Raw genomic sequence first — 21,076 nt, forward strand, 5'->3', positions numbered from 1 at the left:
AATCGGTAATTATTATGCGTCCAATTGTCTTTTTCCTAGCTGAAATGGGTATTTACGCGTTTTCACGTAGTATGGCGATTTTTGCCGGGGCCATGAAGAATGCAGGTCAAAGCGCTTTTTTAACACATTGCACTGGGCAGTTTAGGCGCTGCTCATTTATGGCTGCACTGAAATTACCGCCTGCTGAGTCGGCTAGAAAAAAGAAATTGCTTTGCGCCGAGTGTAACCGATACGCAAGGTTACTTTCTTCTCGCTATTCAGTACCTCTTCTTCCATTTCGTGACTTTTGGACGCATGACGATGATGCGGCAGCTTATGCTTTGTTTGATGAGAACAGAAGCCATCCTTTGGATATAATGTGGCAGGGAGTTCCTGTAGGGAAAATTGCCTTCAGGAGTATTGTGCTCGCCACAAAAGATAATTCTCCTGTTTTTACAGGGGAACGTGAGGATTTGTTTTTTCAAGAAGCGTACACCGCTATTCAGTCGGCTAGCATAACCCAGAAAATAATAGGTGAGGTAAGGCCTGCGGCCTTTGCTTTTGGTCAAAACTACTGCCCGGAAATTGCTAGCCGCGTTGTGTGCCGGAAAAATGGCATTAAAATTTCGCACCACATGGGAACCACTCTCAATGGTCATGACTTCGGACGTATAATCATTCATTCCAAGCCATTTTCGCAGATATTGAAGGATCTACCTCGTCAATGGCGAGAATATCGAGACATTCCCCTCAGTCCAGATAAAGTTCGCAATTGTTGGGATGATGTCTTCTGCAGAAACTACCTTAGCGGAAATTCTCATATATATTCTCCTAGAAAAAATGGCGATCTTGAAGCAATTTGTGGTAGGTTCGACTTAGATCCAATGCGTAAGACTCTCATTATCTATACTAGCAGTCCTGATGAAAGAGATGCTTTGCAAGTCTCAGCAGACGTTGATGGCGTCAAGCTTGAGATGACAGATATATTTGAAGACCAAATAGCATGGATTCAGAGTGTGTGCAGCTATGTGGCTGCCAACGAAAATCTCCAGCTCGTGGTCAGAATCCATCCTCGCTTAGGGAAGGACAATAGGTCTGGCATAGCTCACGCGCATCTGCAAGCCTTGGAGTCGGTTTTTTCGGATTTACCCGCTCGTTGCCATATTGCGTGGCCGCAGGACCCGGTCTCCAGTTATGATCTTGCTGAACTGGCTGATGTCGTACTTGTAAGCTGGTCGACTATGGGTAAGGAACTCGCTCGAATCGGTGTGCCTGTTATCGCTACTGTGCGACATTTTCACTACCCTGATGGCGAAGAATTTATTAGGGTTCCTGCCTCAAAGGATGAATATTTTTCGAGTATTGCTGATGCACTTAATAAAAAGACCACTGTCGACATGTTGGCAAGGGCCATTCGATTTCATTATTTTACTTCGGAATTGCCCGCCCTTGACTTAAGGGAGAGTATGGGGAGTGAAATCCCGGATATTTTGTTCGATGCCACAGTTTCCTTGAATGATGATGTGTCTCAACGTCTTTGCGGTTTGTTTTTAGAAAAATCTGAACTGTTAGATGATAACCTTCAGCAGTTCAAGGCTACTGCCAGGGCTCTCCCTGGTGAAGAAATACAAGAAATATGTAAAGAAGTTGCAAATTATATAGATTGCTCTTTTTTTCCGCCAGAGAGAGACAACCCTGCCATAGCCAATGGGCGCGCAGGTGTATGCAAGTCATACATAAAGAAGCTATTACCGCAATCTCTTGTGAGCACTATCCGCAATTGCATTTGGGCTTATAAAGCGCGTTCGATCACTCCCCTAGCTGTAGAAAGGAAGGAAATTTTTTTTCGATCTGTTCTAAAATTTAGATTCATTCCAGAGAGCTATTCTCTGGAGCAGTGCCAAGAACGCACTAGTAAAGATCCTTTACTTTGTTTGATCGGCTATGAGAATAATATCGTCTATTATATTAAAAACGGGATCGTCAAAAAACGTCATTCGTTAGCAATATTAAGGCTCGTTCATCTGCTTGAGCAAAATTGCTTAACGTTTTTTGAGCCAATTTCTGAAAAGGATCGTGTTTAACTTGTTAGCATGTGTAGTTGAGTGATTCCGCCATGAGGAAGAACTTGAAAAAAAATGCACCGATAGCAATTTTTGCATTTAACCGCCCAGAGCATCTTCAGCGTACGCTGGATGCCCTTGCGGCAAACTCGCTGGCAGATCAAAGTCATGTGACAATCTTTTGTGATGGTCCCCGCAACGATGCGGAGCGTGCAAAAACTGATGCCGCTCGGGCCGTAGCGTGCGCAGAAATTGATGCGGGGCGCTTTGCATCGGTGAACACTGTCATGCAGGAGCACAACAAGGGGTTGGCTCCATCCATCATTGCAGGCGTGACAAGTATCCTTAATATTCACGAGCGGCTTATTGTCCTAGAGGATGATATGCTGACCTCTCCATTTTTTTTGCGCTATATGAATGACGGTCTTGAGGTCTACGCTCATGAAGATGCTGTAGCGTCTATTCATGGTTATGGCTTCCCACATGCTGTGTCTGATCCGCCAGAGACCTTTTTTTTGCCCGGGGCTGACTGTTGGGGATGGGGCACATGGCGTCGCGCCTGGAACCTTTTTGAGGATGATGCTGCGGCCCTGATAGAGCGTATTGATGCACAGCGTCTACGTAATATATTTAATGTTGATGGATGCTATCGTTACTACGAAATGTTGGAAGACACGCGTGATGGCAGGGTGTCCTCGTGGGCAGTGAGGTGGTATGCGGCCACTTTTTTGGCTCATAAATGGACTCTGCATCCGGCCCGTTCGCTGGTGTTTAATATTGGAAATGACAGTTCCGGTACGCATTGCGGAACAACCAGCGGATGGGATTCTACGCTGGCCTTTGCGCCTGTGCCCGTTAAGCCGCAGCCTGTTGCCACAGATGCAATTATGTATGACGCGTTCAAAAATTTTTTATTGCGCGATTCTGGTGGGCGATGGAACTTGCTAAAACGTAGGTTAAAGCGGTCGCTGAGAGCATGTGTATCGAGGTGTTTATCATGGGTTTGAAGCAGCTTTGTAAAGATTTTGTCCCCCCTCTGTTGTGGCGGCTTGCGCAGCGCACGTTGGTTTCTCATGCCGTCCCTGTTTCATTCAGTGGCAATTACCCTGATTGGCAAAGCGCACAGGCTGCGTCTACCGGATATGATTCAGACGCCATTTTTGGCCGAGTGCTTGATGCTGCACGCAAGGTAAAAAATGGCGAAGCTCTGTGGGAAAGGGATTCTGTTCCTTTTAACCACGAGGAATACAATTTCCCCTTGCTTTCTGCGCTCATGAGTGTGGCGGCCTGGAATAAGGGGAAGTTGCGGGTGCTGGATTTCGGCGGTGCATTCGGTAGTACCTACTGGCAACAAAGGTGTTTGTTGCAAAAGCTAGAAGTTCTCTCCTGGAATGTTGTTGAACAGTCTCAAATTGTATCTTGCGGGCAAAAAGAATTTCAGACCGACGAGTTGCAGTTCTGGCCTGACATGCAATCTTGTGCAGCCGTCGGGTCAGTGGACATAGTACTGTTTTCCAGCGTCCTGCAATACATGGAAACCCCCTATGAACTTCTTGAACAGGCCATAGCGTTATCTCCGAAAGCAGTTATTCTTGATCGTACGCCTTTTGCTGACAATGGTGAACGGATAACAGTCCAACATGTGCCTCCGACGATATATCCTGCCAGTTATGCCTGTAGATGGCTGGACAAACTAAGAGTAAAAAAGATCCTTGAAGGCAAATATTGCGTAAGCCCGTGGTGGCAAAGTCAAGTCGATCAGCTTGGTTTTCTGGGGATTATGGGATACCACTAGCCGACAGGACAACATCAAAGGGCATTTCAATGACAACATCTTTCATACCATTCGCCAATCCTCATGCTGCCTTTGCATTGCGCAAAGAGGAAATTATGGACTCTGTTGCCCGCAGTTTCGATTCAGGACAATACATTTTGGGGCCAGAAGTAGAGGCATTTGAAAAGGATTTTGCTGCTTGGCTTGGCCTTGAGCACGCCGCAGGGTGCGCAAGTGGCACTGACGCCATCGAATTGGCCCTGCGCGCATTGGGCGTTGGGCCGGGCAAGGCTGTGTTTACGGTATCGCACACGGCAGTTGCTACTGTGGCGGCAATAGAGCGGGCAGGTGGGGTGCCTGTTCTTGTGGATATTGATGCCGCCACATATACCATGGACCCTGCATCGCTGGAAGAAGCTGTTTTGTACGTGCAAACACACTGCCCTGATTTGATTCCGGCGGTGGTTATTCCTGTGCATATTTATGGGCATCCTTGCGACATGGATGCCATTACAGCCATAGCAAACCGCCACGGTCTAGCCGTGCTTGAGGATTGCGCACAGGCCCACGGCGCTCATTACAATGGGCGCATGGTCGGGACCATCGGTTCTGCCGCAACTTTCAGCTTTTATCCTACAAAAAATTTGGGAGCACTGGGCGATGGCGGCGCTGTGGCCACCAATAATGCTGCTCTGGCCGAAGAGTTGGCTGCCTTGCGTCAATATGGGTGGAAACAACGCTACATAAGTGCTGTTCCTGGCATCAATAGCCGCCTTGACCCTGTGCAGGCTGCCATTCTACGCGTGCAGTTACGATATCTGGACGCGGACAACGCCACCCGGAGGCGTTTGGCCGCAGTATATACCGACAAACTTAATGCCTGTGGCCTGATTCTTCCCCAAATTGCTTCATGGGCAGTCCCCGTGTTCCATCTCTATGTTATGCGTTGCCAGAGCGACAGAGAAAGTTTCATGAATTTTTTACGCCAAAAAGGCATTGGCACTGCCATCCATTACCCGCAACCAGTGCACTTGCAGCCTGCTTACAGAACCCGTATCCTTGCTCCCACGGGGCTTGCCGTAACCGAAAGCGTTATGGATGAACTGGTTAGCCTGCCAATGTTTCCGCAGCTTGGCGCGGGTGATGTTGAGCGGGTTTCTTCGGCTGTGCTTGAATGGTGCCGATTGGGTGCGTAAAATCGCAGTAGGGAGTGTTTGTGGATTTTTCAGGAGCCAATGTTCTTATTACTGGCGGTGCTGGGTTTATCGGCGCTAACCTTGCTCGACATCTTGTAGATGTTGGAGCCAAGGTTACTATTGCAGACAGTCTTATTCCTGAATATGGCGGCAACCTGGCCAATCTGGAAGGCTTTCGACACAAGGTATTTCTGAATATTACCGATGTGCGTGACCCTCATGCCATGAATCACCTGATTCAGGGGCAGGACTTTCTTTTCAATCTTGCGGGTCAGACCAGCCATATGGATTCCATGGCTGATCCCTTCACGGACCTTGAGATCAATGCGAAGGCGCAGCTCTCCATTTTGGAAGCATGCCGTGCCCACAACCAGGGTGTGAAGATCGTTTTTGCCGGAACCCGCCAAATATACGGCCGCCCAGATTATCTGCCAGTGGATGAAGAGCATCCCGTGCGCCCAGTGGATATCAACGGCATTCACAAGGTTGCTGGCGAATGCTACCACCTGCTGTACCATCAGGTATATGGCCTGAGGTCGAGCGTTTTGCGGCTGACCAATACCTATGGGCCTTGCATGCGCATCAAAGATGCTCGTCAAACTTTTGTGGGCATTTGGATTCGTTTGATTTTGGAAGGCAAACCCTTTGAGGTTTGGGGGGGCGAGCAGCTGCGCGATTTTACATATGTGGATGACTGCGTGTCGGCGCTGCTTATGGCTGCTGCCGATTCCAAGGCGGATGGCCGTGTGTACAATCTGGGCGGGGATTCTGTTGTCAGTTTGCGCGAGTTGGCTGAAACGCTCATTGCTGCCCACGAAGGCGGAAGCTACGTGCTGCGCGAATTTCCGGCAGAACGGAAAAAGATAGATATTGGCGACTACTATTCCAAGGATACGCGCATTCGTGAAGAATTGGGCTGGCAGCCCTCAACGCCTTTGGCGGAAGGGCTTAAGCGCAGCCTGGCCTATTTTGCGCCTCGTCTGGAGCAGTATTTGTGAGTGTTCGTCATTTTTGCACATATTTTGATCATAATTATTTGCCGCGTGCCGTGGTCATGCTTGAGAGCTTGCATGAACACTGCCCCCATGCGCATGTGCATGTCCTCTGCCTTTCTGATCAGTGCTATGATGCGTTAACAGCTTTTGCCTACCCGTATGTATCGCTGATCAGTCTGGATGAATTGGAGGCGGCAGACCCAAATCTGGCTGCCACGCGCCCAACGCGCAGTCTTATTGAATACTACTTCACCATCACCCCCTGTCTTCCGTGGTACCTTTTGGCGAAACATACCGGCATCAAAGAGATTACCTATCTTGATGCAGATATGATGTTTTTTTCATCGCCTGAACCAATTTTTGAAGAAGCGCAAGATGCGTCGGTCATTATAACGCCGCACAAGTTTGCTACGCACCTGACAGACTTGGTGAAATACGGCTTCTATAATGTAAGCTGGATGACTTTTCGTTTGACTATTGAGGGGCTAAAGTGTCTTTCATGGTATCGCGATGCTTGCCTTGAGTGGTGCAAGGATGAATTGGAAGCGGATCGTTTTGCGGATCAAAAATACCTGGACTCTTTTTCTCAATTATTCGATGGAGTTCACTCAATAGAACATAACGGTTGTGGTGTCGCTCCGTGGAATTTGGCCGATGCAAAAGTGGAGCAGAAAAGTACTTGGGTGACAGTTAACAGCGATTTGTTGATTTTTTATCACGCGCAAGGTTTTAAGAATATTCGCGGGCCATTTTATTCATCGGGGTTACGTAATTTTCACAGTAAACTAAGCGGCGCGGCAAAAGAATATATTGTAGAGCCATATGCTCAATCGTATGTTGCTGCTGTGCAGCAGTCGAAAAGTGTTGTGGGGATAAATTCTTTTGCTGGTATACGGAAAGAGCAAAAGAAAACGCGCAAGTTCTTGCGTGATTGTAAAAATATTTTTCAAGAATGGAAAAATCAGTCCTTAGTGGTGTGCTGGTCATGACAAAATTTTTTACGATTATTACCTCCACGTATAATGCAGGCTCCACGTTGCCCCGTTTGCTGGAATCGCTAGCAAACCAGACGTGTCGTGATTTTGAGCTTATCATTCAGGACGGCGCATCCAAGGATAATACCCTGGATGTTCTTCAGTCATACGCTTCACGTCTCCCTTCTGTTTCAATTGCCTCTGAACCAGACAGCGGCATTTATAATGCGTGGAATAAGGCTGTGCAGCGCATTCAAGGGCAATGGGTAATCTTTCTTGGTGCGGATGATTGCCTCGTATCGCCTGATTCATTGGAGACTGTGCGGCAAAAATTGTTGCCCCTGCCTGCTTCAGTTGTCTTTGGTGCGGGCGATGTCTTTATTTGTGACGATGATAATGAGTTGTTTCTGATGCGAGGGCTTGACGGCAATGTCGCTAAAAAATTGCGTGCGGGGGAACCTGCAGTGCATTCGGCCCTTTTTCAGCGTGCGTGCCTGTTTGCCGGAGTGCCATTTGACGAGACATTCAAGGTGGTTGGCGATTATAATTTTGTGGCCCGTCTTTGGCGAAACAATGAAGATGGGCACTATCTTGATATTCCGGTAACGCGCATGAGTATTGGCGGCGCTACAAGTAATCTGAGAACCATGCTGCGCTATCGTTATGAAAAAGTTCGCGTTATGAATAGGTATTACGGCTTTGAGGCGACCTTGCCACATCTGCTGGGCCTGGTAAAAGGGCTGTTGCCTTATGCGCTTTCCAGAATGTTTTCGCCGCAGCGGGCAGTTTTTATATACAATAAAATTCGTACATTGCGAAAATTGAAAGCAGCGTATATCAAGTAATTATGAACTCACATGCCATTGCCATTATAGCATACAGACCAGATCCAGATAATGATGAATTGGCCTCACTACGACAATGCTTTGTTACGCTGGGGAACCATCCTCTATTATTGATTTGCCCGGAGTCTTTGCAAGAAGATGTTTACATGCGTGAGGCGGCACGAAGTGGTGTGCAGTTGAGCCTTGTGCGGTTTTCGGATCACTGGTTTCGCAGTGTAAGTACGTATAACAAGCTGATGTTGAGTTTTGATTTTTATGAACGCTTTTCCGCGTATGAATACCTACTTGTGTATCAGCTTGACGCATGGGTGTTCTCTGATGAGTTGGACAATTGGTGTGCACGAGGCTACAGTTATATAGGTGCTCCTTTTTTTAATGACCGTGGGGAGTTGTTCCCGTTTGCAGGCAATGGGGGCTTTTCATTACGAAAAGTGTCTGACTTTCTTGCTCTGCTAAGTGGGGCAGCAAATACGCGGGATTATGATCATGATTTCCTGACCATTCGTCTTCCTGCCAAAACGGATCTGAGTGCGCAATTGAAGCGCATTTTGCATTGGGGCGAAATGTGCCTTTGCAGGCTGTCCACCAAGTGGTATTGCCGTTTAATGTGGGAGCATGAGGATTTTATTTTCGCAAAGGCTTTTTCATTTCTTGGGAAAAAGCATGTTCCTTTGCCGCGCGAGGCTGCACAATTTGCCTTTGAGCGCCGCCCAGAATTGCTGCTAACTTGGACAGGAGGAAAGCTCCCCTTCGGGTGTCATGCCTACAAAAAATACGGGCAAAATTTTTGGAATCAGTGGATAACGCACTAACATGTTTTGTAATGACAGCATGTGGCAGAGGGGTGCGGCGCATGGAACATCGTGGAGAAATTGGAGACTCGCTGATTCTTTCAATCATCATTGCCACACGTAATGTTGCGGAAAATCTGCACAGTACATTGTCGTGCATTCCCCAGCAGTCCTCGTTTCATTATCAGCTTGTTATTCAAGACGGGATGTCGTCTGACGAAACCTGTGCGGTTGCGCAGAGCTTTGCTCAGCTTCCTATTTCAATAGAACGTGCGCCAGATAGCGGCATCTATGACGCATGGAATAAGGCGCTTGCGCGGGTGCAAGGCACATGGACCATTTTTATAGGCGCAGGCGATCATCTTGATTGGGCAGCACTGACGCGCTGTGTGACTGCGCTGCAACAATTGCCCGGTCATGTTGAATATTATACCACACCGGTAAAGCTGGTTAATCCCTCTGGTGGTGTTGTTGATTTGCTAAAGCCTTCAGTCACGCCTTTGCGTGATCTGCCTCAGGGCATGTGTTTGCCGCACCCCGGGCTTTTTCACCGCAGTACACTTCTTGCGAAGCAGAAGTTTGATGCTGCCTGTCGCATCGCCGGAGATTATGATTTTTTGTGCCGCACCTTGCGCGTGGACAACGTTGTTTGGGGTGACACTGCCTTTGCATCCATGTTGGCTGGTGGTGTAAGCGGCAGTATGGATTCCATGTACCGCAGCGAGATAGAATTACTGCGCGTCTCAAGAAAGTATTTTCCGCAAGTATTGCCGTATAAGCCTCTGTTAAGGCTTGCACGCAGCGGTGGTTATTTGGCCGTGCGGAGAATTTTGGGATCGCGCATTGCGGGGTACTATGCCGACCTTCCGCGTTTGGCCCAAGGTAAATCAAGACTGTGGAGTCTCCCCGATTCAATGGAGCATGTGGCATTACCTCAATTGCCAGATATCCCATCCATAGATTTGCTTGTGGCAACGCTGGGGCGGGTCAGTGAACTTGACCGCTTGCTTACATCTCTTGAAGGGCAAACCTACAAAAATTTTCGGGTACTTCTGGCCGATCAGAATCCCCCAGGTTTTCTGGACGAAATGCTGGCGCGCCATCCAGGTTTATCCATAAATCGCATAATGTTACCCTCCAGAGGCGTGTCCATCGCCCGCAATATCTTGCTGGAAAAAGCGGACGGAGACATTATTGTTTTTCCCGACGATGACTGCTGGTATGCACCAGATACTCTTGATCGCGTGCGTGAATCTTTTGGTAGGCATACCTCATGCGGGGCCTTGCTTGGGGTCTGGAGCTCGCCGCCTGACATACATGTTCATGGTGTGCCCGACGGCATTGTTGGTCGGGCTGGGCTGTTTTTGCTCGCAGGAACCTGCGTACAGTTCTTCCGCAGAGAAACTATAGATGGCATTCGCTTTGATCCCCTGCTTGGGCCAGGAACCGACCTGCCCTACGGCTGCGGCGAAGATACCGACTTTCTGCTCTATGTGCATGCCCGGACGATAGTGCGCAGATACAGGAAAATACGTGTTTTTCATCCTTCGCCCAAAGATGCGTTGCCCTTGGCGCAAAAGGTGGCAAACTATGCTGCCGGCCGCATGTATCTTCTGAAAAAACACAACTTTTCCAAGTTGTTTGTTCTTTTCAACGTGCTGTATCCACTTTGTCTTGTTCCTGTTGATGCCCTGCGATACGGAAAGGCACACGCGCTGTATCGGTGGCGCATGTTTAGGGAGAGGCTTCGTAACTGGTATTTGTAATTTTTGGATCTCCTTGGAGTTGCCCCCGCTAAACCGGACACTCCAAGTTTTGCAATGAACGGAGAAACTCACGAGGCGAGAGCATCCGTAGAGCCTTGTGCGGGGCATTTTCATTATAGCCTTCAAAACAGCCAGGAAGCAGCGCCACCACGGTTTCGGCATTTGGTCGATCATTGCAGAAGACGTAATCTCGTTTGAAGGTTTTGACGAGAGCTTCAGCCATACCGTTGCTTTGGGGGCTGCGAACCGAAGTAACTTTACTGACGATTCCCAGCGCGGCGGCAACAATTATTGTTTCTCTTGCCGTGTAGCAGGATCCGTTGTCAGAGAGCCATTCAACTGGTCGCAATGTTTTGACATCTCCAAACCGTTTTTCAACGCATGCCAGCATGACGCTTTGCGCCATGTCAGCACTATACCCGCCCGTGGTGGTGTAACCTTCCCCTAAAATAGGACCAGCGCATGGTAGAGATTTCTGGCAAACTGCCCTCAAGGAGACGGCAATGCAGAAATCTCGATTCACGGAAAGTCAGATCATTCGGATTCTGAAGGAAGCTGAAGGTGGGCGCACGGTAGCCGATGTCTGCCGAGAATACGGTGTAAGCCAGGCCACGTACTACAAATGGAAATCCAAGTATGGGGGCATGGAGGCTGCGGACATCAAACGCCTCAAGGAGCTTGAGGAGGAGAACCGCAAGCTCAAGCGCATGTTTGCCAACCTCAGCCTTGAGCACGAGGTCTTGAAGGACATCATAGCAAAAAAGCTCTGAGGCCAACCGAGAAGCGGGAGATCGTCGACTACGCTCGCGATGAGTTCGGGCTGAGCGTGCGTAAGGCATGCGCCATAGTGCTCATCAGTCGGACGCTGTATGCCTATGCACTGACACCGCGCGACGACACCGACGTTATCGAGACGCTTATCCGGTTGGCCGACAGCTATCCCAGATACGGATTTGGCAAGCTGTTCAGCCTGCTGCGGCGACAGGGATACCGGTGGAACCACAAGCGGGTTCATCGCATCTACCGTCAACTGAAGCTGCATCTACGGCGTAAAGGGAAGAAGCGACTGCCAACACGTAACCCACAGCCCTTGGCCGTTCCACCACAGGCCAACTGCTGCTGGTCAGTGGACTTCATGCATGACTCGCTCTCCAGCGGACAGCGGTTCCGTACGTTCAACGTGGTGGATGATTACAGCCGAGAATGCCTCGCCATTGAGGTAGACACCAGCCTCCCCGCAGCCCGGATATTACGGGTTCTGGACAGGGTGGCGGCATGGCGAGGGTATCCGGAAAAGCTGAGAATGGACAACGGGCCGGAACTGATCTTGATCCAGATGGCTGAGTGGGCTGAGGCGCATGGAGTGGAGCTGGAGTTCATCCAACCGGGCAAGCCTACCCAAAACTCGTATGTGGAACGATTTAACAGGACGTATCGGACGGAGGTTCTTGACTTCTACCTGTTCAGCAGCCTCGCGGAAGTTAAGGAAATCACAGCGAACTGGCTGAAGCAGTACAACGAAGAACGGCCCCATGAGTCCTTGGGCAACATTCCTCCGGCTGAGTATTTGGAAATCAATTCACCCCAGAAAGTCTCTACCTTCGGGTGGCACTAACTTGGGGAGGTTTACACTCCCAAGTGCGGGTTTTCGTCTGGTGCCTATACTGGACACAAGACAAAAAAATAAGTCGTTACAAGCTGTTGCCTGTAACGACTCTTGAAAAATGGTGCCGAAGGGGAGACTCGAACTCCCATGTCCTTGCGAACACTAGACCCTGAACCTAGCGTGTCTACCAATTCCACCACTTCGGCGCGAAGATTGATTTACCCGAACAGGGCATGCTTGGCAAGCTTTTTTTCGCTATGGCATAAAAAAAGTATGTTTTTGCGGTTTTCTATAAAAAACAAGTCGTGATTTTCCCTTGGTCAGCGTTATTTTATCTGTTTTCTTCGGGAGGTCTGCCCGGCATGCCTGCGTACGCCCTCTCCGCCTCTGTCTTGATGGCATGCACAGGACAATCTACGCAGTCAACAGCGCAGGCCGGGCAACCTTGAGCGAGTAAACCCGCAAAAGCTTGATGCCCGGACCTCCCACCCTCACGCGGTCCTACAACCAGCGGCGTCTCCACGCAAAAACTGTCGCGCCCCACAGCTTCCGCTTTCGCGCAAAAAACTGTCATTTTCCCCTTGGGCAGCAACCTATCTTCAACTGAAGCACGCTGATTTTCATTTGCTACTGCAAGGTTCGGCACAAGAAAGTAACCTATGCCAGATCCGCCGGAAAAAGTGGTAAAACGCCAACCTACAGCCTTGAAAACTGAACGTGAGCGCTCCTTGGGGCTTTCGGCTGATAAGGAGAGAAATTTTTGGAGTTGCACCCCGCGCTCTCGGCGTGTGCCCCACAACGCAGCAGCGGCAACACATCCGCACGGACAAACCTGTGATGTTCGCCGCAATTCTGCCCCCCCGTTACAGAACGAACGCGAGCAGACGTACAGTCGGTACAACAATGCCAGTGCCGCCGGAAAACAGCTCTCCGACGGCACTGCCCTAATATACGACACTCAGCCGCACACGCCTAGAAAGGCCAGATATTGTCCATAAGCCGCGTGAACCAGCCGGGCTTCTGCTTGTCCGCCAGCACACCGCGGCCGTAATATTCGATACTCGCATCCGCGATCTGTGTGGAAAGCACGCTGTTGTCGGCGCTTACATCCTTGGCGCGCACCATGCCGCGTACCACCATATACTCTGTTTCCTCGTTGACGCGAATTTCCCTCGCACCCTCGATCTGTAACAGGCCGCCGGGCAGCACACGGATGACACGCGCCGCCAGAGAGGTTGTCACGTAATTTTCACGCTTGGTCTTGCCTGTGCCGGACAGATCACTGGTAGAAGACGTAGTCAGGGCCGGTGTTCCCACCCTGTTGGTCGGGCCTAACCCCAGGAAGGGAATAAATCCGTGCGATCCCTGCCCCATAAGCGCGCCCACCTGGTAATCGTTGGCGCCCTTTTTATTGGCGGTGGTTTCGGCCTTGTTCTGCGCCTTGGTGTTTTCCACCAGTTTAACCACGACAATATCGCCTACCCTGCGGGCGCGGCTGTCGGAGAAAAGCGTATCCTGCTCACTGGCCGCAAAAAGAGAGCCGGGATTGTCAGGCCCGTTGGCCTCCTGCCTGTATTCCTGCGGATCGACAACCGGTTGCTGCAGGGCCGGATGTTTGCGCGGTCCGCCGCCGCAAGCGGCACACAGCGCAAAAGCCAGCGCCATGACGGGGATGATGTGACGTGCCTGCATATGCTCCTCTCCTTCAATAACCGCGTCCGGCCGCGTTCGGCGTAACGTCTAGTTTATCTCAACGGTATTGCCGTTTTTGACAATGCCGAAGACCTGTTTTTTAGTTTGCAAGTTCCGCACCGGAATGGTGGCCCCTGGTTCGCCGTCAGCCAGCGCCTGCGCCTGCGTGGTTATACGCAGATTGCCTCTGGAAAATATGAGGGACACCACATCGCCGCGCTTGACCATAAGCTGACTTGCAAGATCGCTCTGCAATATGGGATCGCCCGCATTGATGGCGCGCACAAGCTGCCACGGGCCTCCGCGCCCGTCCCAGGGCAGATCGCGCAACTGGCCCGCGTTGACGCGCATAAAGGTCACGCTTTGCGCTGAGAGGGCGTCGCCCTTGTTCATTGACTGGGCCGCCGTAGGTACCGTGAGCCATAATGACAGCGTGGCCGTGCCCGCCACCCGGCGCAGCACCGTACCGTCAGCCTCCTGTACGGCAAAGCGCAGGGGTACGCGCCCGGGAGCAAGCTTGCCCGGCTCAAGCTGAACCTGCTGCTGGCTGTGGGCAAGAAAAATGTATTCCGGCAGCCTGAAATCGGTAAGTTCCGCCTCACCCGGCATGGCCGCCAGTTGTGGAGTCAGGCTTTTGACAACGTAATTGCGCAGGTCATCCTCACGAAAAACCAGACCGCCGCGCTGAATGACGAGCGATGTTGGCAGGATACAGCGCCCGGCCATGTCCGGTCCCAGAGCCTGCCGCAAGGCCTGTGACAGGCGCGAGCGGTTGATCTGTAAAGGTTTGCCTTCTTCCGGCGGCGCTTCCCATAACGGCGTAGCGCGCAGGCCTTCCCACTGGGCCGGGTCCATCTGGCCGAGAAGAACCGCAATGTCCCCCAAAAGCACCATGCTGCCGTTGCTGACGGCAGCGGGAACGATCTTGAGGCGCCAGTCGCCCTGTCCCAGCAGGCTCAACTGCCCTTCCTGCGCCACGGGCGCATCACCAGCTGCCAGTTGCGTTCCGGTACGGGCGGTGCGGGCGTCGTGCGCCTCCGGAGCCAGCGGCAACTGCCCCGCGCGCACCTGCGGCGGACGGAGCTGATTTTTTACCTGCGGCGGTGAACGCCGGTGATTTCGATCATTGTCCTGCCACACGGCCTGCGGCACCCCACCCGCGGCCTGCGCGGTTCCGGCCGGCCACAGGCAGGCAAGAGCCAGAGCAAGCAATATGCCCCACAAGGCGACCAGGGCCGAAGGCGCCTTGCGCCCCGCACCGATTGCCGCCAAAGAGATATATGCCGCCTGCGAAATCATGCCGTGCCTCCCTCGCCGCTAGCTGCGCTTGAGCTGTACAGCAATACCCAGCATGGAGTCCGACGTCTGGATGGACTTGGAGTTCACCTCATACGCACGCTGGCCGACGATCATGTTGACCATTTCGTCCACCACTTCCACGTTGGACATTTCCAGAAAACCCTGCGCCAGGGTACCGACGTTATCGGTTCCGGGGATGCCCTCCACAGCTTCGCCCGAAGCTTCGGTAGGCGTGAACAGGTTGCGGCCGCGCGCATCCAGACCGGCGTAGTTGATGAAGGTATACAGGGGAATTTCCGCCCCGGCGATTTCCTGCCCCTGGGCGTCAAGCGCGGCAATGTGGCCGGAAGACGATATGGAAATATTCTTCGTTTCCGGCGGTACGGCAAATTCCGGCTGCAGGATATAGCCGTTGGCCGTGACGACCACACCGTCCTGATTCAGCTTGAATGAACCGGCGCGGGTGTACATAAGTTCGCCGTTCACATCGACCTGAAAAAAGCCGTCGCCTTCAATAGCCACGTCCAGCGTATTGCCGGTATTCTGAAAGTCACCCTGGGTGAAGAATTTATGCACGGCCGTGGGGCGTGTGCCCATGCCTACCTGTATGCCCACGGGCAGACGGTTGTCGCCCTCGGTGATGGACCCGGCCATGCGCATGGTCTGGTACATGAGGTCCTCAAACTCCGCCCGGCTTTTCTTGAAGCCCGTGGTATTGACGTTGGCAAGGTTGTTGGAAATAACGTCAATATTGAGTTGCTGTGCCACCATACCGGTGGCCCCAGTCCAAAGGGAACGCATCATAAAGGTTTCTCCTTGTTCCAGCGGCAGATCTGGAGCGGGTCCGTTTTGTATCCAGAGGCGGCGCTTCAGCGCGCCGGCAGGAATTCTTTAAAGGGCAGAATGCCTAGCCCTGACGCCGTCCGACTTTTTCTGTGGCGGCGCGGTCCAGTGTATCCGAGGTCTGCATGACCTTCTGATAGGCTTCAAACTGGCGCTGCACCTCGATCATGTTCACCATTTCCGGCACTACTTCCACATTGGCGGCTTCGGTAAAGCCCTGCTCGATGCGGCCGCCTTCCAGATAGGCGTTGCCCTCGGCCACCTGCACATTTTCACGCGGCCGATAAAGGTTATTGCCCATTTTTTCGAGATTCTGCGGATTATCCACGCTAACCAGCGCGATCTGGCCCAGCACGTCATTATCGGCAATGACCTGCCCGTCGCCGCTTACCTGGATGTGGCGCGTACCCTGCGGAATAACAATATTGCCGCCGCCCTGAGCCTGCAGGGGATAGCCCTGCGGGGTCATTATGGTGCCGTTTTCCGACAGCACGAAGGCCCCGTTGCGCGTAAGAAAATCTCCGGTGGGCGTGGCTACGCGAAAAAAGGCATTTTCACCGTTGATGGCCATGTCCAGCGGATTGCCCGAGTACTGCATGGACCCCTGGGCAAAATCTATCTTGGATACGGCAAGACGCACCCGCGAGGCGTTCAGCGGTTCGGGAAAAAGCGGCTTGGACTTGAGATTCATGAGCGGTTCGCGAATCTCGTCAAAGGCGTAGGTTACCATGGTGTCCTTAAAGGCCACGGTGTCGCGTTTATAGCCGCGCGTATTGGCATTCGCCAAATTATTGGCGATGAAGTTCATGCGATGTTCTGTGGTGAGTGCGGCAAAAAGTCCGCTAAACATGCCGGCTTGCATGTGATACTCCTTGGTTGGCGGGCGCGCTGATGTGGATGCGCGGCCATCGTCTCCTTGGGCCTGATGCTCCGTGCCGGAATTTATGCAAAGTGCGGGCCAAAAAAGCCCCCGCAAAAAGCAGGGGCACTCTGGACCGGGGACTTTTTTTACCGCCGTTGCAGCAAGCAGACGGCATGCAGGGCTTTAATGCGCATTTGAAATACGCTGTGGGGGAGAGACCATTTTAAAAAAATGGCTCTCCCCCACCCCTCCAACCGCTTGTTTCTGTTGCAACATGGTACAAAAATTCTCCTGCTCCGAGGTGGGACAACACGCAATCGAAACCTATTTCTCGGATGACATTACGCGGCGTGGAGGGATTGAACAGCAGCCAATGGCCTTGATGGCATTACACCAGATGGCCTGATGACCGCCAGCCGGGGCGCCCACCGATCAGAACAAAATTTGCAGATGGCATTGCGCAGCGCGGAGGGAGATCCCCCGACCGCAGGGAGGGAAGTTCCCGCAGCAAAAGACGCGCAGCCCTCGCAAACTGACAAAAACAGCAAAAACCCTGATGGGTTGACAGCGGAAGTGACGAAGTCAGGAAAGCACCACGGGGTGATCCGGGGGAATGCAGAGGGGCCCCGGAGGGGCGGGGCAGCCTCTAACAGGCCCCATCTGCCGCCCGCCGCGCAGGCGGCCCAAATGAAGACAGTCAGATCACTCCAACCGTGAACTGTCCTGTGCGCAAAAAATCCGCGCCGCACCACCCTCTGCCGCTCACCGGCTACCACCCGCCGCCTATTTCCAGGTGATATGGGCATTTTTGCGCGGTGGCCTGGCATGAGCCTTGAAGCGCGGATAGCCCATCATCTGCGCGGCAAAAGCCATCTCGCCTTCGCCCAGACCAAGAAAATCTCGCACGTCCTGCGCGGCGGGATGCTCGAAAGCCATGCACAAATATCCGCCCCAACAGCAGCCTATGCCCCGGGCCTGCGCCAACAGTTCCAGGTAGGTGGCGGCAATAACGGCATCCGGCTGGCCCCAGCGCCACTGGGGGGCAACCACCACAGCCAGTTGCGGGGCAGTGCGGGTGATTACGTCCACCCCCCTGTCCCACGCGCGCACAAGCCCGCCAGCATGCATGGCCTCATCAAGCGCCGGATCAATGCGGGGCAGTTCGCGCATCCAGGCCACCACCAGTTCAGCCAGCTGCACAACCCGCTCACGCGATTCCAGCAGTATCCAGCGCAGATTCTGCGTATTTTTTGCCGTGGGGGCAAAACGAACCGCCGCAAGCAGGTCTTCCAGCTCCTGGCGGGGTATGGTTTTATCTTTAAAATTGCGCACAGACCGGCGCGAGAAAGCAAGTTCGTCAGCCTGCCGGGGCGTGGGCATATCCTGCCCGCTGAGAGGGCGGCAGTCTTCGCGCTCAAGGCCGGGAGCCGTACAGGCCAGGGTGGGGCAAAAGGCCATGCACTGGCCGCAGCCGAGACAGTATACAGCCTTGTGCTTGTCCAGAACAGGATAGTTACCCGGTTCGGCGTCAATAATATGTACAGGACAGACAAGGGCGCAGATGCCGTCTTTGCGGCACAGGTCATGATCAACAGTAAATACGTTCATATATGCTCCGGTTCTTTTCCGGCAGGCTGCCTGCTCCGTTAACGGGAGGCTGTGAGCAGGCCTGCCGGGCCATAAAAAGATTACGTGGGAACGCCCGTGCGGGCATGCGTACAGCTTCAACCCTTACGATGGAGAAAGCTGTTGCGCGTAAACCGGCAGCCCAGACGTGCTCCCCACTGAAAGCGCAGGTATTTTCAATGCCGGCCTGCTCCAGGGCTGCCGCCCTGCCATTATGGACAGTACACCGTTGGCCGCCCGATGCAGCGCAAAGGAGGTTCCTTTTTGCCAAAGGAACCTCCCACAAAAAAACAGACGGGCAAAACGCGCCTACATACCGAGCTGACTGAGTATATCGTCAATGGCGCTCTGCGATACACCGTTCTTGTCCGGCCCCTTGAGATTTTCAGCCTTGCGCTGCTGACGAAACTCTTCCACCGCCTGCCGGGCTTCATCCTGAAGGGCGGCGGCATCTTTTTGCGGATCCTTTTCCGCGCCTTCCATAATAAGCCCGGAGGAAAGATACAGTTCCACCACGGTATTTTCGATCTTGTTCAGCGCGGCAACCACCCGCTTGATCCGCTGACCGGTGATATCCTGAAAACTCAGCGTGGTGAGTACGCTGGTGAGGTCATCGCCCATCTGCCGGTTATTGGCCTCAAGCATGGCAATCTGCGCAGAAGATATCGTGCCTTCCCGCACCAGCGCCAGCAATTCGGCATTCTGTTCCTGCATGTCCAGGTGGCGCTCCACAATCTCCATAATGGACATGGTGGCGCTTTCCGTGGCTTTGAGCACCTCGTCAAGCTGGTCAGTGGCTTCATGAAAGAGCGCATCCGTGCCGGAATCGGCCAGCGGCTGACTGTCGGAAGCCGTGGATATCTGCTGATAGATATCCTTGAGTCCCTGCCGCATATCCGTGCTCAACTGCCTGTACACGGCGGGTTCGGCCTTTTTCTCGCTCATGCATGCACCTTTACGCCGTTACAGGCGCTGTTGAAAAACGGCAATAACAAACCGCCGCGCCGTTATACGGCGCGGCGGCGGACCGGTCTTACTTGTTGGTCTTCAAAAAGGTCTTGGCCCGGGCGGCTTCGGGCGAATTGGGGTACTTCTTGATAAGTTCCTCCAGGCGCGCCTTGGCCGCCGCGCTCTGGTTCAGCTTGCTGAAGCTGATGCCCTGCTTGAGGTACGCGCCTGGCGCACTGGAAGACTTGGGGTATTCCTTGATCACCTTGTCATAGGACAGGGCCGCATCCGCGAACTGGTTGCGCTGGAAGTAGCATTCCGCAAGGTAGAACTGGGCTTCAGAAGCCAGGTTATGGCCTTTGTAATTTTTCAGAAAGTCGGTGAAAGAGCGCTGGGCCTCGTCATATTTACGGGCATTGTAGGCATTGACGCCCGCGTCAAAAAGGGCCAGCGAAATGTCTTTTTGCGGAACCTGCACCTGCGGCTGAGGCTGCGGCGAGGGCTGGCCCCAGGTGCTGCCGTCCGGAGCCTGAGCCGGCACCTGACCGGACGCGCCGGCGGCCTGGCCGCCGTAGGGCTGCACGCCTTCAGGCACCGAAGCGGCATAGCCGGTGCTGCCTGCGGCCACAGTACCCGCCGCGGCCTGGCCGTAAGTGGGCAGACCATAGCTGGGGGCCTGGGGCGCGGCCGGAGCCGAAGACGCCATGGCGGGCACCGCGGACGGCGGCTCGCCAAGGTTCAGGTTCAGGGCCATGCTGCGCTCAACCTGGCGCAGGGCTTCGTCATGCCGGTTCACACGGTCCACAAGGGCGCGCGCGCCGCCGGCGTTGTTGAGGTCATCCATCTGGCCCTTGACGGTATTCAGCTCCTGCCGCAGCGCCTGTATCTGATTCCAGGCGTCGGCCTGCGAGGGCTGCATCTGCCGCAACTGCACGTCGTGCTGCTGCACCTGCTGTTCAAGGCTGAGGCTGCCGCTGCTGGAACTGCCGCCGGATACGCAGGCGCTCAGCGGCAGAGCAGCGCAAGCCAGCGTTACAAGGCACAATGAACGGAATGTGCGCATAATATCCTCTTTTTTCAAATTTGCACTTTTCCCAGGGCTTTTTTGCGCCCGGTGAAAATATAGATGATGCCGCCGATAACCGGCAAAAAAACCACCAGCACGAGCCACAGCGCCCTTTGCTGGGGCGTGGAAAACTCATGCCCCCATATGTGTATGATACTCCACAATGTGGGGATCATAGGGATCATGACCAGTACCACATGCCACCAATGAAAGATCATGCGGCCCTCCCTCTTTTGCCGGAGGATTTTCCGGCTTTGCTGCCCTTTTCGTTACCGTTTTCGGGCGGTTTGCGCCACATGATGACGCATGCCAGAGCGGCCCCCACAAAGATGGCCGAATCCGCCACGTTAAAGGCCGGCCAATGCCAGTCGCCCCAGTAGACATCCAGAAAATCCACCACCGCCCGAAAGCGGATGCGGTCCACCAGGTTGCCCAGAGCGCCGCCCATGACCAGGCCCAGCCCGGCAAAAAGCCAGGGTTCGTCATGCGAGCTGCGCACCAGCATCAGTATGGCCCATACGGCCACCACCGTAGCCCCGAGGAACAGCCAGAACTGCCATTCGATGTCCGAACGGTTCAGAAAGCCGAAGGCCGCTCCCCTGTTGCGGATGTTCACAAGGTCAAACAGACCTTCAATAACCGGCACCGAGTGGTGTTCCGGTATGGTCTGCATGACAACATACTTGGTGAGCTGGTCAAGCACCAGCGCCAGCAGGGCCATGCCCCCGAGGATTCGGTAACGCCTGCGCAT

The 21,076-nt window shown here is 53.2% G+C and carries 19 protein-coding genes, 1 tRNA gene and 1 pseudogene; 10 read left to right on the forward strand and 11 right to left on the reverse strand.

Annotated elements, in window-relative coordinates:
• The first annotated feature begins 14 nt into the window (after nucleotides 1-14).
• The 9 genes from ACZ495_RS09595 to ACZ495_RS09635 are packed head-to-tail and all read left to right on the forward strand — an operon-like array spanning nucleotide 15 to nucleotide 10,383.
• The gene (locus ACZ495_RS09595) at nucleotides 15-2,063 is read left to right on the forward strand and encodes a hypothetical protein (protein WP_464262152.1); all 2,049 of its coding nucleotides are present in this window, start codon (nucleotides 15-17) and stop codon (nucleotides 2,061-2,063) included.
• 44 nt (nucleotides 2,064-2,107) lie between these two features.
• Nucleotides 2,108-3,049: a glycosyltransferase family protein gene (locus ACZ495_RS09600; protein WP_464262153.1), complete on the forward strand. Its 942-nt coding sequence runs from the start codon at nucleotides 2,108-2,110 to the stop codon at nucleotides 3,047-3,049.
• A complete protein-coding gene (locus ACZ495_RS09605; protein ID WP_464262154.1) occupies nucleotides 3,040-3,837 on the forward strand; it encodes a TIGR04325 family methyltransferase in 798 nt (265 codons plus the stop codon). Before ACZ495_RS09600 ends, ACZ495_RS09605 begins: the two co-directional genes overlap by 10 nt.
• A 29-nt stretch (nucleotides 3,838-3,866) precedes the next feature.
• On the forward strand, nucleotides 3,867-5,012 hold the full coding sequence (locus tag ACZ495_RS09610; RefSeq protein WP_464262155.1) for a DegT/DnrJ/EryC1/StrS family aminotransferase: 1,146 nt from the start codon (nucleotides 3,867-3,869) through the stop codon (nucleotides 5,010-5,012).
• A 20-nt stretch (nucleotides 5,013-5,032) separates the two neighbouring features.
• The gene (locus ACZ495_RS09615; protein WP_464262156.1) at nucleotides 5,033-6,010 is read left to right on the forward strand and encodes an NAD-dependent epimerase/dehydratase family protein; all 978 of its coding nucleotides are present in this window, start codon (nucleotides 5,033-5,035) and stop codon (nucleotides 6,008-6,010) included.
• On the forward strand, nucleotides 6,007-6,996 hold the full coding sequence (locus ACZ495_RS09620; RefSeq protein WP_464262157.1) for a glycosyl transferase: 990 nt from the start codon (nucleotides 6,007-6,009) through the stop codon (nucleotides 6,994-6,996). The genes ACZ495_RS09615 and ACZ495_RS09620 overlap by 4 nt, the downstream gene beginning before the upstream one ends.
• On the forward strand, nucleotides 6,993-7,826 hold the full coding sequence (locus ACZ495_RS09625) for a glycosyltransferase family 2 protein (protein WP_464262158.1): 834 nt from the start codon (nucleotides 6,993-6,995) through the stop codon (nucleotides 7,824-7,826). Before ACZ495_RS09620 ends, ACZ495_RS09625 begins: the two co-directional genes overlap by 4 nt.
• A 2-nt stretch (nucleotides 7,827-7,828) precedes the next feature.
• Nucleotides 7,829-8,638 carry a DUF5672 family protein gene (locus tag ACZ495_RS09630; RefSeq protein WP_464262159.1) on the forward strand — a complete coding sequence of 270 codons (810 nt, stop codon included), beginning with the start codon at nucleotides 7,829-7,831 and terminating at the stop codon, nucleotides 8,636-8,638.
• A 41-nt stretch (nucleotides 8,639-8,679) separates the two neighbouring features.
• A complete protein-coding gene (locus ACZ495_RS09635; RefSeq protein ID WP_464262160.1) occupies nucleotides 8,680-10,383 on the forward strand; it encodes a glycosyltransferase family 2 protein in 1,704 nt (567 codons plus the stop codon).
• Between the two features lie 28 nt (nucleotides 10,384-10,411).
• On the opposite strand, the pseudogene ACZ495_RS09640 reads toward ACZ495_RS09635, so the two are convergent.
• A pseudogene (locus ACZ495_RS09640) lies at nucleotides 10,412-10,813 on the reverse strand (integrase core domain-containing protein); the annotation flags it as partial.
• Nucleotides 10,814-10,886: 73 nt separating this feature from the next.
• Between ACZ495_RS09640 and ACZ495_RS09645 the strand changes: the two are divergent.
• Nucleotides 10,887-11,998, forward strand: a protein-coding gene (locus tag ACZ495_RS09645; protein WP_464262161.1) for an IS3 family transposase whose coding sequence is annotated in 2 segments (ribosomal slippage) — nucleotides 10,887-11,139 and nucleotides 11,139-11,998 — 1,113 coding nt in all. Because the reading frame shifts where the segments join, the coding sequence is not laid out codon by codon here.
• 110 nt (nucleotides 11,999-12,108) lie between these two features.
• Here ACZ495_RS09645 and ACZ495_RS09650 read toward each other — a convergent pair.
• From ACZ495_RS09650 to lspA, 10 genes are all read right to left on the reverse strand, one after another.
• Nucleotides 12,109-12,195, reverse strand: a tRNA-Leu gene (locus ACZ495_RS09650).
• Nucleotides 12,196-12,961: 766 nt separating this feature from the next.
• Nucleotides 12,962-13,681: a flagellar basal body L-ring protein FlgH gene (locus ACZ495_RS09655; protein WP_012624037.1), complete on the reverse strand. Its 720-nt coding sequence runs from the start codon at nucleotides 13,679-13,681 to the stop codon at nucleotides 12,962-12,964.
• A 48-nt stretch (nucleotides 13,682-13,729) separates the two neighbouring features.
• The gene (flgA, locus tag ACZ495_RS09660) at nucleotides 13,730-14,980 is read right to left on the reverse strand and encodes a flagellar basal body P-ring formation chaperone FlgA (RefSeq protein ID WP_072312377.1); all 1,251 of its coding nucleotides are present in this window, start codon (nucleotides 14,978-14,980) and stop codon (nucleotides 13,730-13,732) included.
• Between the two features lie 18 nt (nucleotides 14,981-14,998).
• Nucleotides 14,999-15,784 carry a flagellar basal-body rod protein FlgG gene (gene flgG, locus ACZ495_RS09665; protein ID WP_012624035.1) on the reverse strand — a complete coding sequence of 262 codons (786 nt, stop codon included), beginning with the start codon at nucleotides 15,782-15,784 and terminating at the stop codon, nucleotides 14,999-15,001.
• Between the two features lie 103 nt (nucleotides 15,785-15,887).
• Entirely contained in the window at nucleotides 15,888-16,685 is a 798-nt protein-coding gene (locus tag ACZ495_RS09670; protein WP_012624034.1) for a flagellar hook-basal body protein, read from the reverse strand.
• 783 nt (nucleotides 16,686-17,468) lie between these two features.
• A complete protein-coding gene (locus ACZ495_RS09675) occupies nucleotides 17,469-18,293 on the reverse strand; it encodes a nitroreductase family protein (protein WP_407845006.1) in 825 nt (274 codons plus the stop codon).
• 327 nt (nucleotides 18,294-18,620) lie between these two features.
• Entirely contained in the window at nucleotides 18,621-19,256 is a 636-nt protein-coding gene (locus ACZ495_RS09680; RefSeq protein ID WP_464262162.1) for a protein phosphatase CheZ, read from the reverse strand.
• An 88-nt stretch (nucleotides 19,257-19,344) separates the two neighbouring features.
• The gene (ybgF, locus tag ACZ495_RS09685) at nucleotides 19,345-20,322 is read right to left on the reverse strand and encodes a tol-pal system protein YbgF (protein WP_012624031.1); all 978 of its coding nucleotides are present in this window, start codon (nucleotides 20,320-20,322) and stop codon (nucleotides 19,345-19,347) included.
• A 14-nt stretch (nucleotides 20,323-20,336) separates the two neighbouring features.
• The gene (locus ACZ495_RS09690; RefSeq protein ID WP_012624030.1) at nucleotides 20,337-20,543 is read right to left on the reverse strand and encodes a PLDc N-terminal domain-containing protein; all 207 of its coding nucleotides are present in this window, start codon (nucleotides 20,541-20,543) and stop codon (nucleotides 20,337-20,339) included.
• On the reverse strand, nucleotides 20,540-21,076 hold the full coding sequence (lspA, locus tag ACZ495_RS09695) for a signal peptidase II (RefSeq protein ID WP_464262163.1): 537 nt from the start codon (nucleotides 21,074-21,076) through the stop codon (nucleotides 20,540-20,542). Before lspA ends, ACZ495_RS09690 begins: the two co-directional genes overlap by 4 nt.

This window comes from Desulfovibrio sp. GTC20076 (assembly GCF_055385905.1).